The sequence below is a fragment of the Shimia sp. genome (assembly GCF_965227725.1).
Classification (GTDB): domain Bacteria; phylum Pseudomonadota; class Alphaproteobacteria; order Rhodobacterales; family Rhodobacteraceae; genus Shimia.
This window is the reverse complement of sequence record NZ_CBDDGH010000005.1, coordinates 1,377,031-1,391,248: the sequence shown is the minus strand read 5'-3', so window position 1 is coordinate 1,391,248 and position 14,218 is coordinate 1,377,031. Positions and strand designations below refer to the sequence as shown.

Here is a 14,218-nt window from a genome sequence, read left to right as displayed (position 1 = left end):
ACCATGATTGGATTTACTACTGCGGCCTATGTTGTTGCCGCTGTCCTTTTCATCCTCTCTCTGGGTGGTCTGAGCAATCAGGAAAGCGCGAAACGCGCTGTGTGGTATGGCATTGTCGGCATGGCGCTGGCGGTGTTTGCAACCCTCATCGGCCCGGGTTCCGGTCTGTGGCTCCTGTCGGTGCCGCTGATCATCGGTGGTGGCCTGATCGGCTATCAGCTGGCGTCCAAGGTCGAGATGACCCAGATGCCGGAACTGGTGGCTGGCATGCACGCGCTGGTTGGTCTGGCGGCTGTGTTTGTGGGCTTCAACGCGCACTTTGAGATCGGCAACGCGGCGGCAGCTGTGGCGGCTGGCGGCGACGCGGTGAAAGAGCTGGGCGCCTTTGGCCAGCTGATCGCCAAGAAGTCTGCGGCGGAAATCAACATCCTTTATGTTGAGCTGTCCCTTGGTGTGTGGATCGGTGCGGTGACCTTCACCGGTTCCGTGATCGCCTATGGCAAGCTGTCTGGCCGTGTGACCTCTGCAGCCGAAAAACTGCCCGGTGGCCACATGCTGAACGCCGGTGCGGCGGCGCTCTCGCTGCTCTGCCTGATCTGGTACCTGAACTCCGGTGGCATCTTCCCGCTGTTGATCCTGACCATCGCGGCGCTGTTCATCGGCTACCACCTGATCATGGGCATCGGTGGCGCGGACATGCCGGTGGTTGTCTCCATGCTGAACAGTTACTCCGGCTGGGCGGCAGCGGCGATCGGCTTCTCCCTTGGCAACGACCTGCTGATCGTTGTGGGTGCGCTGGTGGGCTCCTCGGGTGCGATCCTGTCCTACATCATGTGTAAGGCGATGAACCGCTCCTTTGTGTCGGTGATCCTGGGCGGCTTTGGTGGCGCATCCGGTCCGGCCATGGAAGTGGAAGGTGAGCAGATCGCGATTGAGGCCGACGGTGTGGCGGCAGCGCTGGATGACGCAGACAGCGTTGTGATCATCCCGGGCTACGGCATGGCGGTGGCGCAGGCGCAGCAGAATGTGGCGGAGCTGACCCGTCGTCTGCGCGCCAAAGGCAAGAACGTGCGTTTTGCGATCCACCCGGTTGCAGGCCGTCTGCCAGGCCACATGAACGTGCTGCTGGCGGAAGCGAAAGTGCCTTATGACATCGTGCTGGAGATGGATGAGATCAATGATGACTTCCCGGAAACGGATGTGGCCATCGTGATCGGCTCCAACGACATCGTGAACCCGGCAGCCCAAGAAGATCCGAACAGCCCGATTGCAGGCATGCCGGTTCTGGAATGCTGGAAAGCGAAACAGGTGTTTGTCTCCAAGCGTGGTCAGGGCACCGGCTACTCCGGCATCGAGAACCCACTGTTCTTCAAAGAGAACACCCGGATGTTCTATGGTGACGCGAAGGCGAGCTTGGACAAGCTACTGACGATGATTGAGTGATCAATTAAGGCAGTGAAGATAGGGAAGGCGCTCCGGTTGGGGCGCCTTTTCTTTTGGCTGCTCTGCGCCGCGCTATAGAATGCCTCCGGCGGGGATATTTGGGGAATGAGAATGCGGGGCGGAAGCGAGCGTGCGCGTTGTAAGTGGATGTTTGTTCTGATCTTCCAGAGGGGTAGGCGAAACAGGTCTACGTACTCTGTTCTGTCCTAAGAACTTGCGGGTTTAACCCAACGGTTGCCGTACTCCCGAAGGAGCATGCTCCAATATAAAAAAGAAGGCGCGGCTCTTTTAACTTCATCTTTAGGTGCCCTCCGTTTCCCGTATATTTCTCTGCCCAGCTAATTTCTTCTATTTGGTCCGCAGCAATGTATAGGCCCAGAGGCTCGATGCGGAGGCCAGTACTATCGACCACAATCTCGCGGAATTTTCGGTATTGGACGAAAAGGATCCCGGCGAACAACAGGCAGCCGGTTGCGATGAGGAATTGCTCTGCGCGTTGATAGATCGAATCTGGAGGATCTAAGACCAACTCAATACCCATGCCTGGGCCGCTCAAGCCAAGTAGCAAGAACAAACATAGGTTAAATCGTCTAAACCACGTGCGGTATACATACTTTCCCTGAATTTCTTGAAGGAATTCTGCAGCGTTTGTCGAGGGTTCTGGGGTGGGAGGCATGGAGGCTACCAACTTTCATTCGGGTATAACGTCGCCCTTATTGCAAGAGAATGCGGCAATAATTTGGGCGAACTACCCTCAATCGGTTTCATCTATAGGTTTTATTTTGCCAAGTGGGGAGCAATCAGCGCTATCCTCCTGACAGGAGGTGCATCATGGAAAAGGTGAATGGCATAGGCGGCGTGTTCTTTCGGGCGCGGGACCCTGAGGCATTGGGAGCGTGGTATGAGGCTCATCTGGGGGTGAACCAGCTCAATCCCATGCCCTGGAAACAGCGAGAGGGGTTTACGGTGTTTGCGCCCTTTGCGCAGGACACAGATTATTTCGGCAATGACGAAAAGCAGTGGATGATCAACTTTCGTGTGGATGATCTGGCGGCCATGACGGCGCAGTTGGAGGCGGCGGGGATTGCGGTGGAGACCCATCCGGACTGGGACAGCGAGGTGGGTAAATTTGCCCGCATTCATGATCCCGAAGGCAATCCGATTGAGCTTTGGGAGCCGGCGGCGCCTGCGGCCTGAGCGGCAAAACCTGTTTGCGAATATGCGTTGGTGGAAGGCTCCCAGCGTGGCTTGGTGTCTTCGGCCGCGGCAAAACATGTCCAAATCAAGGGGATAGCCGGTTTGTATACCGCGGTATTCACGTAACATGCTGAAATAAAAGAATAATTGATGTATTGGGTTTCTGTCGTATAGTGCGCCGACTGTCACACGGAGCCAGCTATGACGCCGATCAAGGACGACCCTTTGCGCTACAAGCTTGCCAATGAGCTGCATGCGCGCCCGTTTCCAACTTTGGATGTACCTTGCCGCGCGGTTTTTGTGGCGTGGCGGATTGCGCCGGATCATCTGGGCACCGGGGGGGACGCCGCGCGGGCCCATCTGATTGATTTGCTGGACCGGTTTGGCGTGGCGCATCCCAATCCGGAGGCGACCCATTTCACTTGTCAGATCGGGCGGGACACGTTGAAGTGGGAGCAGCATGCGGAGTTTGTGACCTATACGGTGTTTCTGCCACAGCTGAGCGCGCGGGCGTTTGATCCTGTGGATTTTGATGTGTTTCCAACAGATTGGCTTGCGGCTGCGCCGGGGCAGCGGGTGACCTCGGCGATGATCCGTGTGGCGCCGATGCCCGATGAGGCCGAGATCAATACACAGATCGACAGCTGGTTTTTGCAGGAAGCGGTGGCGATGAACTATGTGCTGGATGGCTCCTGCGTGGTGGCGACTGATTTTCGCATCGCGGCCAATGGGCATCAGTGCATGGCGGTTTTTGTGGCGCCGGATACGGGCGCGCGCCGTGTGGGCCGTGTGGTGCAGCGCTTGTGCGAGATTGAGACCTACAAGTGCATGTCGATGCTGGGCTATTTCCGGGTGAAGGCCATTTCCGGAGAGCTGGGGGCGCTGGAGGCGGATGCCGGGCGTCTGATGGGGCGGTTGCGCAGTGAGGAGGGGGACGCGGCGGCGACGCTGCAAAGCCTGCTGGAGCTGTCCGGTGATCTGGAGCGTCTGATTGCGGACACCTCTTTCCGGTTTGGGGCCACCGGGGCCTATGAAACGATTGTGTTTCAGCGGATTGATGTGCTGCGGGAGGAACGGTTTCAGGGGCGGCAGACGTTTCGCGAGTTTATGACGCGGCGCTATGACCCGGCGATGCGGACGGTGAAGCACAGCCAGAGCCGCTTGCAATCTTTGGCGGAGCGCGTGGGGCGGGCGGCGCAGCTGTTGCGCACCAAGGTGGAGGTCGCCCGTTCGGCGGAAAACCAAGCTTTGCTGGCCAGCATGGACCGGCGCGCGGACCTCGCGCTGCGGTTGCAGGAGACCGTGGAGGGGCTGTCGGTTGTGGCGATCAGCTATTACGCGGTGTCACTGGCCGGATATGTGGTTTACCCGCTGGCGGGGCCATTGGGCCTGAGCAAGGGCATGATGACGGCCATGTTGACCCCGGTGGTGGTGGCGCTGGTTTGGTGGATGGTGCGGCGGATCAAGGCGCGCATGCATTAAACTACGATCACCTCTGCTTTATCGCAGAAGAGGGTAACCCTGCGGAAAGCGCGGCTTTCTGTTGCGAATCAAAGGGTTCTTGCCGCGCTGCGGCAGAGGGTGGGTGTCAAAAGGGGGCTTGCGCTTTGTTGGAAACTGTCAGAAATAGCGGCCTGACCATGCAATTTCTGTGGATTTGAGCGGTTTTCCACCATCGGGCATCGGGTTTCCGTTTCCGTTGAGCCGCTTTCTTCCTATAGTCAGAGAGATGCACGCGGTAAGACCTGCACGCCCTCAGGGAGATAGACACCGATGATCCGTTCGGAATTGATTCAAAAAATTGCAGACGAAAATCCTCATTTGTTTCAGCGCGATGTTGAGCGCATTGTAAACACCATATTTGACGAAATCACCGAAGCCATGAGCCGGGGAGACCGCGTGGAACTGCGCGGTTTTGGCGCTTTTTCCGTAAAACAGCGCGAGGCCCGCACCGGGCGCAACCCGCGCACGGGGGAGTCGGTGGACGTAGAAGAAAAGCACGTGCCGTTCTTTAAGACCGGCAAGTTGTTGCGGGACCGACTAAACGGAAAGTAAGCCATGCGCTACATTCGCTATGCCTTTCTCGGCGCCCTTGGCGCCGCACTCATCTCGGTGGCGCTGGCCAATCGGGATCTCGTCACGCTGACGCTCTTGCCACAAGCATTGAGCGATCTGGCGGGGCTCAACCACAGCATCGAATTGCCTTTGTTCCTCGTGATCCTCGGGGCAATTGTGGTCGGTCTGCTGGTCGGCTTTGTCTGGGAGTGGATGCGGGAGCACCGCATGCGGTCTGACAAGACCAAAGCGGAGCGAGAGCTGCACCAGACCAAACGCGAAGTGCGCCGTCTGAAAGGCCGTGAGGCTGAAAAGAAAGACGAAGTTCTGGCGCTGCTGGATGAGGCAAGCTGAACCCTTTGCTTTGCATGGCAACTGCGGTAGGGCGGTCTCATGGATATTCGGGTCAAGATTTGCGGGCTGAAAGAGCCTGAGCATGTGGTCGCGGCGGCTGAGGCGGGCGCGGCCTATATCGGTCTCAACTTTTTTGCCAAATCGCCACGCTATGTGGATTTTGAGCGGGCGCGTGAGCTGTGTCTTGCGACGCCTGTGGGTGTGGGCAAAGTGGGGCTTGTGGTGAATGTGGACGACGCTTTTCTGGAAGAGCTTGTCGACAAGGTGCCGCTCGATTTCCTGCAGCTGCACGGCAAAGAAACCCCTGAGCGGGTGGTCGAGGTCAAAGCGCGCTTTGGCCTGCCGGTGATCAAGGCGATTGGCATCGCTGAGGCGGCGGATGTGGCGCAGATTGATGCCTTCGGCAGCGTCGCAGATCAGTTGCTGGTGGATGCCAAAGCCCCCAAAGATGCGGTCTTGCCAGGCGGCAATGGGCTGGCCTTTGACTGGCGGCTGGTGAACCGGAAGTACTGGCCTTGCCCTTGGCTGCTGGCCGGTGGCCTGACGGTCGACAATGTGGCTGAGGCGATCCGGATGACCGGCGCGCGGCAGGTGGACCTCTCCTCCGGTGTGGAAAGCGCGCCCGGTGTGAAGGATATCGGCATGATCCGCGCGTTTATGGGTGCGGCGCTGGGCGTGGTATAACGCCGCACCTTATTGCGTGTTTCTGACAGAATGTGCCGCCCCGTCATGAATTACGATTCACCGACCCTCGGGAATCGGCAATGCAGGCAGGCTGGCGCCTTCTAAAGCCGCGTTGATTGCGCCCCAAATCACTTCGACGGAGGCGTTCCAAGCGTTTTGCAGTGTCAGGACGGTGAGGTTTGCAACAGCAATGGCAAAATTCTCGACCTTGTCTTGAAGCTGTTCGATCATGAAGTCGAACATCTCCGGGCTGTCTTTCAGCTCGCCAGAGATTCTGATTTGCACCAACAGCGCGGCCTGCCGCGTGAGCTTTTCGCTTTGCGACTTGTGAAATGCGTCGATCTGATCCCATCCATCGGAAAGTGCGCCTTGCAACGCGCTCAGGATTTGAGCTGCCAATGCTTCCATATCTTCAGTTGTCATTGTTGTACTCCAATATATTATTGCAATGCGGTCTCAACGGTCAGCGCCTGCTCAATTGAGAGCGCATAGTCCCCGATCAGGAATTCGAGTGTCCCTGATCCCAGGCCTTTGGCTTTGTGGCCATCGCGCATCGCTGTTAGGGTTTCAACAATTTCACTCAAAGCGCGAGGCGTTACGACGCCGAGGCAGGGCGGATCTCCGTCCTCTTGGCTCAGCGTGGCGCAGGCCTTTTGTATTGTTGGGATCTGTTTTAGCCGCCTTTCCAGTGTATCGCTGACATTGGGTTGTGGCCGTGTTTTGGCTTGAGCCAAAAGCGCTGAGAATTGTCCTATGGTTTCATGGTATTGCTTTTCTACCTTTGCGAAATTTTGCGGCGTCGCGCCAGTTTCCAGCGCGCTGAAAAGTGTTTGTGCCTTTTCATTCGCATCATTGAGGCCCTTGTGGAGCTCCTCATTGTAGTCTGGAAGAAGGCTAACCGTGCAGGCGGTCAGCGCGAGCATTGCCAATACCAAAATGGCTTTGTGTCTTAAGTGGTAAAGCATCATTCCTCTCAATCAAAAATGTACTGTGATAATCGGTACACAAGACGGTAGAGGTAAATTTGCGAACTGCAATGCTTGTTTGGTTTTGGGTTGTATATGTCTGCTTTGCGGGAATGTAGCGCCAGGTCACCTGGTTTTGTCACGAATAAAAAGACAGGTTTTGGATTTGCAATGGCTTTGCGCTTGCTCTCCTCCGTTGGCACGTTTTAGGTACGAGCGACGCAAAGGAGAGACGCATATGTCCAACGATCTTTTCAACAGCTTTATGACTGGCCCAGATGAAAACGGCCGGTTTGGCGATTTTGGCGGGCGGTTTGTCAGTGAGACGCTGATGCCGCTGATCCTCGATCTGGAAGCGGAATATGAAAAGGCCAAGGATGATCCGACCTTCTGGGCCGAGATGGATGATCTGTGGAAACACTATGTGGGCCGCCCAAGCCCGCTGTATTTCGCCTCCCGCATCACCGAAGAGCTGGGCGGCGCGAAGATCTATCTGAAGCGTGACGAGCTGAACCACACCGGCGCGCATAAGGTGAACAACGTGCTGGGCCAGATCATTCTGGCACGCCGTATGGGCAAGACCCGCATCATTGCTGAAACCGGTGCAGGTCAGCACGGCGTTGCGACCGCGACGGTGTGCGCGAAGTTTGGCCTGAAGTGCGTGGTCTATATGGGCGCGCATGATGTGCAGCGTCAGGCACCAAACGTGTTCCGTATGCGTCTTCTGGGCGCGGAAGTGGTGCCTGTGACCTCCGGCCGTGGCACGCTGAAAGACGCGATGAATGATGCGCTGCGTGACTGGGTGACCAATGTGCGCGACACATTTTACTGCATCGGTACAGTGGCTGGCCCACACCCCTATCCGGCGATGGTGCGTGATTTCCAATCCATCATCGGCAAAGAGGTGCGCTGGCAGCTCGCAGAGCAGGAAGGCGAAGGCCGTCTGCCGGACACTGTGATTGCGGCGATTGGTGGCGGCTCCAACGCGATGGGCCTGTTCTACCCGTTCCTCGATGATCCATCCGTCAACATCATTGGTGTTGAGGCCGGGGGCCGTGGCGTGGATGAGAAGATGGAGCACTGCGCGTCGCTGACCGGTGGCCGCCCGGGAGTGCTGCATGGCAACCGCACCTATCTGTTGCAGGATGACGATGGCCAGATCCTTGAAGGCTATTCGATCTCTGCGGGTCTCGATTATCCGGGCATTGGGCCGGAGCACAGCTGGCTGAATGACACGGGCCGCGCGCAGTATGTCTCCATCACCGACAAAGAAGCGCTGGAGGCGTTCCAGTTCTCCTGTGCGATGGAAGGTATCATCCCGGCGCTTGAGCCAAGCCATGCGCTGGCCCATGTGATGAAGATCGCAGGTGACATGCCCAAGGACCATATCATTGTGATGAACATGTGTGGCCGTGGTGACAAAGACGTGCAGACTGTGGCGCGTCATCTGGGCTTTGACATGTCTGACACCGAAGGTCGCACCGCAGACTGATCCGGCGGACCTCGTGGTTTGAGTTTGGAGCGTCCTTCGGGGCGCTCTCTTCTTTTGTATAGGTGGCTATGCGGAAGCGATGGCCGCTGATCTCCGGTGTGTGCTGGCGCTGAGGCACAACTTGCTAGGGTTTTGAGACAGGCTGCGATGCGGTGTTGAGGTCGCAAGCAGCTGTCCGATCTGCTGGGAAGGAGAGCCAGATGACACAGACCAATGAACAAATCGGCGTGCGTATTTCAGAAAACACCGGGCTTGATCGCGCCAAGCGGCTTGCGGAGCGTGTGGTCACCTCGATGCAGGCGCAGGGCTATCAGGACATTGAGTATATTCTCACGGATTGCCAGCTGACCGTGGTGGCCAGCGCGTCGGGCAAGATGCCGAAGACGCAGTACCTGACCCTGCCGCATGGATCACGCCGGGAGCGGAAAGCGCCCTATGAGCACAGGTTTGTGCTCTGAGCGGGTTGCCCGCGCGGCGCGCGCCAGATGAGGCGCGCCTTGGCAAACAGGGCGTCAGGCTGGGCATCAACCTAAGTTTATGCGCCTAAACCAAAGGCAAATGGCCTGATCCATAAACCGGCGTCCAATAGAGGGACGCCGCCAGCTCTTTCACTGTGGGCATACCGCGTCACCGGCGGCGCGGCCGACCCCATACAGGAGAAAGACCTATGAAACGCATTCTTTTGACCACCTCCCTGATCTCGCTTGGCTTTGTCTCACAGGCGCACGCCCAGAGCTTTGCCGAGCGTGTGGCCGCAGCGATGCTGGAGAACGGCTACACGGATGTGGAAATCGAGATTGAGGGCGGCGAGCTGACGGTGGCGGCGCGGCGCGACGATATCGAAATCGAAACGGTCTATTCGACCACCACGGAAGAAGTCCTTGAGCATCATGCGGCCTATGTCGACGACGATGAAGATGATGACGATGATGAGGATGACGATCACGACGACGATGACCACGATGACGATGATCATGACGAGGATGACTACGAAGACGAGCATGAGGACGATGGCGACGATGACCATGACGAGGATGCGCGCGACGAAGAGGACGATGATGAGGATGACGCCGACGATGCTGATGAAGATGATGAAGGGGACGACGATGATGATGAGGGGGACGACGACGGCGATGATGACGCGGATTCAGGCAATGACGACAGCGGCAATGATGACGCTGAAGACGCCTGAGCGCGCGCGTGTTGCCCTCTAACCTTCGGCAAAACCATGGGCTTTTACGGTTCGGGTTTTGCCTGACAGGCAGGTTTGGGCTACATGACGTCTGAGAAATGAGAGTTGGAAACGGGTCGGCGCGGCGTGGGCAGTGCCGACCTCAGCGGGTGATGTGCATGACGGATAGAAAACTTGGTGCAAAGATCGTGGTGATCTGCCTCGCGCTTGGCGCGACGCCAGCGCTGGCGGAGCAGCGCGTGGACAGCATCACACGCCAGTTGCAGTCGCAGGGTTACACCAACATCGAGGTCAAACGCACCTGGCTGGGACGGGTGCGGATTGAGGCCTATCGCGGCACGCTGGAGCGCGAGATTGTGGTCAATCCCCGCACCGGTGAAATCCTGCGCGACTACTGGGAAGAAGAGGGCGACACGCATCAGGTGCTTGGTCAGCACAATGATAAGGATGACGGCGACGATGATGCGTCAGATGCAGCCAATGACGACGACAGCGGGTTCGACGGCGACGATCACGACGGGGACGATCACGACGACGCAGATGATGACGACGATGGCGACGACGACAGTGACGATGATGGCGGCGACGATGATGACGGCGATGACGATGGTGGTGATGATGACGGGGGCGACGATGATGACTGACCCGCGGATTCCTGACCAGGTGGCGGTCGCGTGAGAGCTGCGTTGAAAACCCCTTGGGTGCTGATCGCGCTGTTGGGGCTGCAATGCCTGTTTGCGCTGTTCTTTCTGAGCGACATCGCGCTGACCATCGTGGGCGCGCGCTCCGCCCCAATTTCCTGGCAAGTGCGCGAGATGCTGGAGATCGGCGCGGCGCTGGGGCTGTTGCTGGGCGCGCTTTTGGGCGGGGTGGCCTTGCGCCAAGCGATGCGGGCGCGGGCACGGGCGGAGGCCTCGCTTGCGCAGGTGCAGCTGGCGTTTCGCGATCACATGGAGGCGCGGTTTGTCGGATGGGCGCTGACCCCGGCAGAGCGGGATGTGGCGCTGTTTTCGATCAAAGGCCTGTCTATTCAGGAAATCGCGGGGCTGCGCGAAACCTCAGAAGGCACGGTCAAGGCACAGTGCAATGCGATCTACCGGAAGGCGGGGGTGAGCGGACGCGCCCAGCTTATGAGCCTGTTCTTGGATGATCTGCTGGCTGAAGAGGCTTAACGGATAACGGAGCGCCCGGTTGTGAGCGCTCCGATAATATTTGCGCTCAGGCCTCGTGCAGCACGGTTTCAAAGCCTTCAAATTCCGGACGGCCGATGATCACGCCTTCGGTTTTGGAGTTGCCGGAGTTGCGGTGGGCGTCGCGGAATTGTTCCGATTTGGTCCAGGCCTGAAAATCAGCCTGTTGGTCCCACAGAACGTGGCTGGAATAGAGGGTGAAGCCGTCGCCCTTTGGGCCTTTCAGCAGGCGAAACTCACGAAATCCGTTGAGCTCTTTGAGGCGGCTTTCGCGCGCTTTCCAGACCTCTTCAAAATCCGCTTCGCGGCCCTCGGCGATTTTGAAGCGGTTCATAGCGATATAGCCCATGGCAATGCCTTTCTGATGCGTGTGTTCTCTGGGGGAATGCAGGCTTGCTGGCCGGACAAAACGGCGGGGCTGGCGCAGAGGCGCAGTAGTGGCACAACTCGCGCGCGCAGGTCAATCGCTCAAGATGTAGGGCATTTTGGCGCGCGGCAGAACGGGCGCCACAGTCTCAAGGCAGGGCGTGTTCCTGCAAGACGCGCAAAGGCACGATATCAAGGGCCTTTTGATGGGTGGCCGCCAGATTGGCCTTGGGCGCGCAGCCTTCGTCATGGGCCTGCAGGAAGCGGGCGGCACACAAGCACCAGTGATCCCCGGGTTTGAGACCCGCAAAGTTGAACTCGGGTCGTGGGGTGGACAGGTCGTTGCCGACATATTTGGAATAGGCGAGGAATTCGGCGGTCATCACCGCACATACGGTGTGGCTGCCCTGATCCTGTGCGCAGGTGTTGCAATGACCGTCGCGAAAGAAGCCGGTGACCGGATTGGTGGAGCAGGGGGCAAGCGTGCCGCCCAGCACATTTACGGAAGCGTCTTTTTCGATCATGGGGTTAGCATTGCATACGTGATGCTCACGGGGCAATGCGCAGTCTGAAAAATTGAATAGCGATTCAAGAAATGAATTGACCCATCGGAGCGGCTGCGCGAAGCATGGCGCCTATGAAACAGATTACCGAACCCGCCCGCCAGATTGATGTGATCCACGAGACCGACGTGCTTGTTGTGGGCTCAGGCCCCGGGGGCTTGTCCGCTGCTTTGGCCGCGGCCCGCGCCGGTGTGGAGGTCACGCTGGTGGAGCGCTTTGGCTGTTTTGGCGGCAATATCACTGTGGTCGGCGTGGAAGGCATGCACTGGTATCGCCACGAACAGACCGTGGAGAGCATGGGCATCCCCAAAGAGTTCGAGGACGCCGCCAAAGAGGCTGGCGCGGCGGTGCCAGAGAGCCAGTCCCTGAGCTATGAGATTGACAGCGAAGGCTTCAAACTGGTGGCAGATCAGATGGTGCAGAAGGCGGGCATTCACCCGATGCTGCACCGCGCCTTTGTGACCCCGATCATGGAAGGCGATGAGATCAAAGGCATCATCACCGAATCCAAGGCAGGCCGCGAGGCGATCCTGGCCAAAGTGGTGATCGATGCCACCGGCGATGCGGATGTGGCGCATCGCGCAGGCGCGCCTTGCCGGATGGCCCCGCGCGAAGATCTGATGGCGGCCTCGGTGATGTTCCACCTCGCGGGTGTGAACAAAAGCGCCTTTATGGAGGGCATCAAGGCCGATCCGCAGACCTACGCCGATTGGGGCGGCGGCGGGGAATGGAACATCGAAACCTCCGGCAAAGAGGATCAGATGTTCTCCCCCTTCCTCTACAAACCCTTTGCGCAGGCGATTGAGGCCGGGCTGATCCCGCCCCATCTGAACACCATCGCGGGCACCTGGGGGGCGATGCATGACACCGGCGAGCTGACCTATATGAACCTCATCCATCTGGACGGGATTGATGGCACCGATCCGGACAGCCTGACCTATGGCGAAATCGAAGGCCGCCGCCAGACCATGCTGGCAATCGAGGCGCTCAAACGCTTCCTGCCGGGCTGTGAGAACGCGCGCCTCAGAAACTTCGGCATGACTTTGGGCATCCGCGACACCCGCAAGGTGGACACGGTCTATGCCATGAGCGAGCTGGATGTGCGTGAGCAGGGGCGCTTTGAAGACAGCATCGGGATTTTCCCGGAGTTCATCGACGGCTATGGGGTTTTGATCCTGCCCACCACGGGGCGCTATTTTGAGGTGCCTTACCGCAACCTGCTGCCGCAGGGGGTGAAAAACCTGCTGATTTCAGGGCGCGCGACTGCGGGGCACAAGATCGCCCATGCGGCCACCCGCAATATGGCCTGCTGTGCGGTGATCGGGCAGGGGGCAGGCGTGGCTGCCGCGCTGGCGGTGAAGCAAAACCGCGCGCTGGATGCGCTCAATATTTCAGACATTCAGGCTGGCTTGGAAGCGCAAGGCGCGCGAGTCCACTAAGGCTTCATTCTGCCAGAAATACTCGCGGGGGGGCGGGGGCAGCCAGCCCCCGTCCGTCCACTTTGTCACTGAGCGGTTTCCGCAATCTCGCGGAACAGGGCGATATTGCCATCGGTGACGCCGCTTTCCTTGAACTTCCGGTCTGCAGAGTTCACCGCGATCACCACGCCCTCAGCGCGGTTGATGTAGATGTACTGACCATAAACACCGATGCCAAAGAACTCCCCCTCACGCGGGTCTTTGGGCATCCACCACTGATAGCCATAGTGCAGTTTGCCGGGCTGGGTGTTGGCGCTGGGCACGGTGGCGGCGGCCAGCCAATCGGCCGGCACGATCTGTTCGCCGCCATATTGGCCCTCTTGCAGGACCATCTGACCAAAGCGGGCATAGTCACGCGTGCGGATATTCAGACCGCCCAAGACAAAGGCCACGCCTTCGCCATCGGTGACGTAGTAAGGCATTTGCTCATAGCCGAGCTTGGAGATGATCTTTTCCCCCAGAAGATCGGGGATAGAACGGCCGGTGGCGCCGCGGATCACCATGCCGATGACATGGGTGTCAATCGAGACATATTGAAACTGCGTGCCGGGTGCGACGAAGGTCTCGGTGAGGCCTGCGGCGAAGCCGTCCAGCGTGCCGCCCAATGCAAGCACCCGGCCCATGCGGTTGATATCAGAATGAAAATCCAGATAGTCCTCGTTGAAAGTCACCCCTGAAGACATTTGAAGCACGTTCTTGATGGTTGCGCCGTCATAGGCGGAGCCTTTGAGCACTGGCGCGTATTTGGTGACCGGATCGTCAAGGCTCTCGATGTGGCCTTCCGCCAGCACAATCCCCATGAGGGAGGACAGATAGGATTTGGCCACCGACCAGCTGATCTTCAGATCCTCAGGCGCGGTGTCCTGATGGTAGCTCTCATGCACAACCGCGCCGTCTTTGAGCACAACGACGCTGGTTACGGCACGCTCTTTGAGCCAGCTGTCAAAGCGGGCTGGCATTTGCATCGCGGTGCCGTTTGGCAAATCGCTGACCGCTGCGTCGCCCTGTGCGATGTCTGCAGTGAGGAACAGCGTGTCCATGTTGGAGAAGTTGGAGACGATCTTTTCTTCGGAGAAGAGGGAGTTCACCGCCAGAAGCCGAGTGATCTCTTCGCGTTTGAGAAAATAGACCGCCACGGCCGCCAGAGCCAGCATCAGCAATATGCGGCCCAGCCACTTCCCGAATGTGCGCATTTTTTCCTCCCCGAAATGCCTCACCTTTTAAATAAGTTGAGCATCT

Annotated in this window: 17 protein-coding genes; 12 read left to right on the top strand and 5 right to left on the bottom strand. The window is 58.4% G+C overall.

What is annotated here, in order from left to right; genetic code table 11:
* Positions 1 to 3 precede the first annotated feature (3 nt).
* The 6 genes from ACO07T_RS17115 to ACO07T_RS17090 all read left to right on the top strand — a co-directional run bounded on the left by ACO07T_RS17115 (position 4) and on the right by ACO07T_RS17090 (position 5,733).
* Entirely contained in the window at positions 4 to 1,443 is a 1,440-nt protein-coding gene (locus tag ACO07T_RS17115; RefSeq protein ID WP_209063618.1) for an NAD(P)(+) transhydrogenase (Re/Si-specific) subunit beta, read from the top strand.
* A gap of 831 nt (positions 1,444 to 2,274) precedes the next feature.
* On the top strand, positions 2,275 to 2,640 hold the full coding sequence (locus ACO07T_RS17110) for a VOC family protein (RefSeq protein ID WP_422050373.1): 366 nt from the start codon (positions 2,275 to 2,277) through the stop codon (positions 2,638 to 2,640).
* A 201-nt stretch (positions 2,641 to 2,841) separates the two neighbouring features.
* Complete coding sequence (locus ACO07T_RS17105; RefSeq protein WP_209079336.1) at positions 2,842 to 4,122, top strand: DUF3422 family protein; 1,281 nt, start codon at positions 2,842 to 2,844, stop codon at positions 4,120 to 4,122.
* A gap of 291 nt (positions 4,123 to 4,413) precedes the next feature.
* Positions 4,414 to 4,695, top strand: coding sequence for an integration host factor subunit beta (gene ihfB / locus ACO07T_RS17100; protein ID WP_209063612.1), 282 nt, complete (start codon positions 4,414 to 4,416; stop codon positions 4,693 to 4,695).
* Between the two features lie 3 nt (positions 4,696 to 4,698).
* Complete coding sequence (locus tag ACO07T_RS17095) at positions 4,699 to 5,049, top strand: lipopolysaccharide assembly protein LapA domain-containing protein (protein WP_209063609.1); 351 nt, start codon at positions 4,699 to 4,701, stop codon at positions 5,047 to 5,049.
* A 39-nt stretch (positions 5,050 to 5,088) separates the two neighbouring features.
* The gene (locus ACO07T_RS17090) at positions 5,089 to 5,733 is read left to right on the top strand and encodes a phosphoribosylanthranilate isomerase (RefSeq protein WP_422050372.1); all 645 of its coding nucleotides are present in this window, start codon (positions 5,089 to 5,091) and stop codon (positions 5,731 to 5,733) included.
* Between the two features lie 57 nt (positions 5,734 to 5,790).
* Here ACO07T_RS17090 and ACO07T_RS17085 read toward each other — a convergent pair whose 3' ends face one another.
* Positions 5,791 to 6,156, bottom strand: a complete 366-nt coding sequence (locus tag ACO07T_RS17085) for a hypothetical protein (protein ID WP_422050371.1) — start codon at positions 6,154 to 6,156, stop codon at positions 5,791 to 5,793.
* 17 nt (positions 6,157 to 6,173) lie between these two features.
* Complete coding sequence (locus ACO07T_RS17080; RefSeq protein ID WP_422050370.1) at positions 6,174 to 6,701, bottom strand: hypothetical protein; 528 nt, start codon at positions 6,699 to 6,701, stop codon at positions 6,174 to 6,176.
* Positions 6,702 to 6,936: 235 nt separating this feature from the next.
* Here ACO07T_RS17080 and trpB point away from each other — a divergent pair, with 235 nt between their 5' ends.
* From trpB to ACO07T_RS17055, 5 genes are all read left to right on the top strand, one after another.
* Positions 6,937 to 8,190, top strand: coding sequence for a tryptophan synthase subunit beta (gene trpB, locus ACO07T_RS17075; RefSeq protein ID WP_209063601.1), 1,254 nt, complete (start codon positions 6,937 to 6,939; stop codon positions 8,188 to 8,190).
* Positions 8,191 to 8,390: 200 nt separating this feature from the next.
* Complete coding sequence (locus ACO07T_RS17070; protein ID WP_209063599.1) at positions 8,391 to 8,648, top strand: hypothetical protein; 258 nt, start codon at positions 8,391 to 8,393, stop codon at positions 8,646 to 8,648.
* A 209-nt stretch (positions 8,649 to 8,857) separates the two neighbouring features.
* A complete protein-coding gene (locus tag ACO07T_RS17065; protein WP_422050369.1) occupies positions 8,858 to 9,382 on the top strand; it encodes a PepSY domain-containing protein in 525 nt (174 codons plus the stop codon).
* 158 nt (positions 9,383 to 9,540) lie between these two features.
* Positions 9,541 to 10,026 (top strand): hypothetical protein, encoded by a 486-nt coding sequence (locus tag ACO07T_RS17060; protein WP_422050368.1) that lies wholly within the window; start codon positions 9,541 to 9,543, stop codon positions 10,024 to 10,026.
* A 42-nt stretch (positions 10,027 to 10,068) separates the two neighbouring features.
* Positions 10,069 to 10,554 carry a helix-turn-helix transcriptional regulator gene (locus ACO07T_RS17055; protein ID WP_209079329.1) on the top strand — a complete coding sequence of 162 codons (486 nt, stop codon included), beginning with the start codon at positions 10,069 to 10,071 and terminating at the stop codon, positions 10,552 to 10,554.
* Positions 10,555 to 10,600: 46 nt separating this feature from the next.
* On the opposite strand, the gene ACO07T_RS17050 is transcribed toward ACO07T_RS17055, so the two are convergent.
* Positions 10,601 to 10,921, bottom strand: a complete 321-nt coding sequence (locus ACO07T_RS17050) for an antibiotic biosynthesis monooxygenase family protein (RefSeq protein ID WP_422050367.1) — start codon at positions 10,919 to 10,921, stop codon at positions 10,601 to 10,603.
* A gap of 166 nt (positions 10,922 to 11,087) precedes the next feature.
* The gene (locus ACO07T_RS17045) at positions 11,088 to 11,462 is read right to left on the bottom strand and encodes a DUF2237 family protein (RefSeq protein ID WP_422050366.1); all 375 of its coding nucleotides are present in this window, start codon (positions 11,460 to 11,462) and stop codon (positions 11,088 to 11,090) included.
* A gap of 113 nt (positions 11,463 to 11,575) precedes the next feature.
* Between ACO07T_RS17045 and ACO07T_RS17040 the strand changes: the two genes are divergently transcribed.
* Positions 11,576 to 12,940 (top strand): FAD-dependent oxidoreductase, encoded by a 1,365-nt coding sequence (locus ACO07T_RS17040; RefSeq protein ID WP_422050365.1) that lies wholly within the window; start codon positions 11,576 to 11,578, stop codon positions 12,938 to 12,940.
* A 65-nt stretch (positions 12,941 to 13,005) separates the two neighbouring features.
* Here the strand turns inward: ACO07T_RS17040 and ACO07T_RS17035 are convergent, their stop codons facing one another.
* On the bottom strand, positions 13,006 to 14,172 hold the full coding sequence (locus ACO07T_RS17035; protein WP_422050364.1) for a serine hydrolase domain-containing protein: 1,167 nt from the start codon (positions 14,170 to 14,172) through the stop codon (positions 13,006 to 13,008).
* Between the last annotated feature and the right edge of the window lie 46 nt (positions 14,173 to 14,218).

What these genes read in the sequence shown, in the direction of transcription:
- ACO07T_RS17080 (WP_422050370.1), bottom strand. Translation starts at nt 6,701, where the DNA reads ATGATGCTTTACCACTTAAGACACAAAGCCATTTTGGTATTGGCAATG.
- ACO07T_RS17035 (WP_422050364.1), bottom strand. Translation starts at nt 14,172, where the DNA reads ATGCGCACATTCGGGAAGTGGCTGGGCCGCATATTGCTGATGCTGGCT.
- ACO07T_RS17115 (WP_209063618.1), top strand. Translation starts at nt 4, where the DNA reads ATGATTGGATTTACTACTGCGGCCTATGTTGTTGCCGCTGTCCTTTTC.
- ACO07T_RS17090 (WP_422050372.1), top strand. Translation starts at nt 5,089, where the DNA reads ATGGATATTCGGGTCAAGATTTGCGGGCTGAAAGAGCCTGAGCATGTG.
- ACO07T_RS17060 (WP_422050368.1), top strand. Translation starts at nt 9,541, where the DNA reads ATGACGGATAGAAAACTTGGTGCAAAGATCGTGGTGATCTGCCTCGCG.
- ihfB (WP_209063612.1), top strand. Translation starts at nt 4,414, where the DNA reads ATGATCCGTTCGGAATTGATTCAAAAAATTGCAGACGAAAATCCTCAT.
- ACO07T_RS17095 (WP_209063609.1), top strand. Translation starts at nt 4,699, where the DNA reads ATGCGCTACATTCGCTATGCCTTTCTCGGCGCCCTTGGCGCCGCACTC.
- ACO07T_RS17040 (WP_422050365.1), top strand. Translation starts at nt 11,576, where the DNA reads ATGAAACAGATTACCGAACCCGCCCGCCAGATTGATGTGATCCACGAG.
- ACO07T_RS17070 (WP_209063599.1), top strand. Translation starts at nt 8,391, where the DNA reads ATGACACAGACCAATGAACAAATCGGCGTGCGTATTTCAGAAAACACC.
- ACO07T_RS17085 (WP_422050371.1), bottom strand. Translation starts at nt 6,156, where the DNA reads ATGACAACTGAAGATATGGAAGCATTGGCAGCTCAAATCCTGAGCGCG.
- ACO07T_RS17105 (WP_209079336.1), top strand. Translation starts at nt 2,842, where the DNA reads ATGACGCCGATCAAGGACGACCCTTTGCGCTACAAGCTTGCCAATGAG.
- trpB (WP_209063601.1), top strand. Translation starts at nt 6,937, where the DNA reads ATGTCCAACGATCTTTTCAACAGCTTTATGACTGGCCCAGATGAAAAC.
- ACO07T_RS17050 (WP_422050367.1), bottom strand. Translation starts at nt 10,921, where the DNA reads ATGGGCTATATCGCTATGAACCGCTTCAAAATCGCCGAGGGCCGCGAA.
- ACO07T_RS17110 (WP_422050373.1), top strand. Translation starts at nt 2,275, where the DNA reads ATGGAAAAGGTGAATGGCATAGGCGGCGTGTTCTTTCGGGCGCGGGAC.
- ACO07T_RS17065 (WP_422050369.1), top strand. Translation starts at nt 8,858, where the DNA reads ATGAAACGCATTCTTTTGACCACCTCCCTGATCTCGCTTGGCTTTGTC.
- ACO07T_RS17045 (WP_422050366.1), bottom strand. Translation starts at nt 11,462, where the DNA reads ATGATCGAAAAAGACGCTTCCGTAAATGTGCTGGGCGGCACGCTTGCC.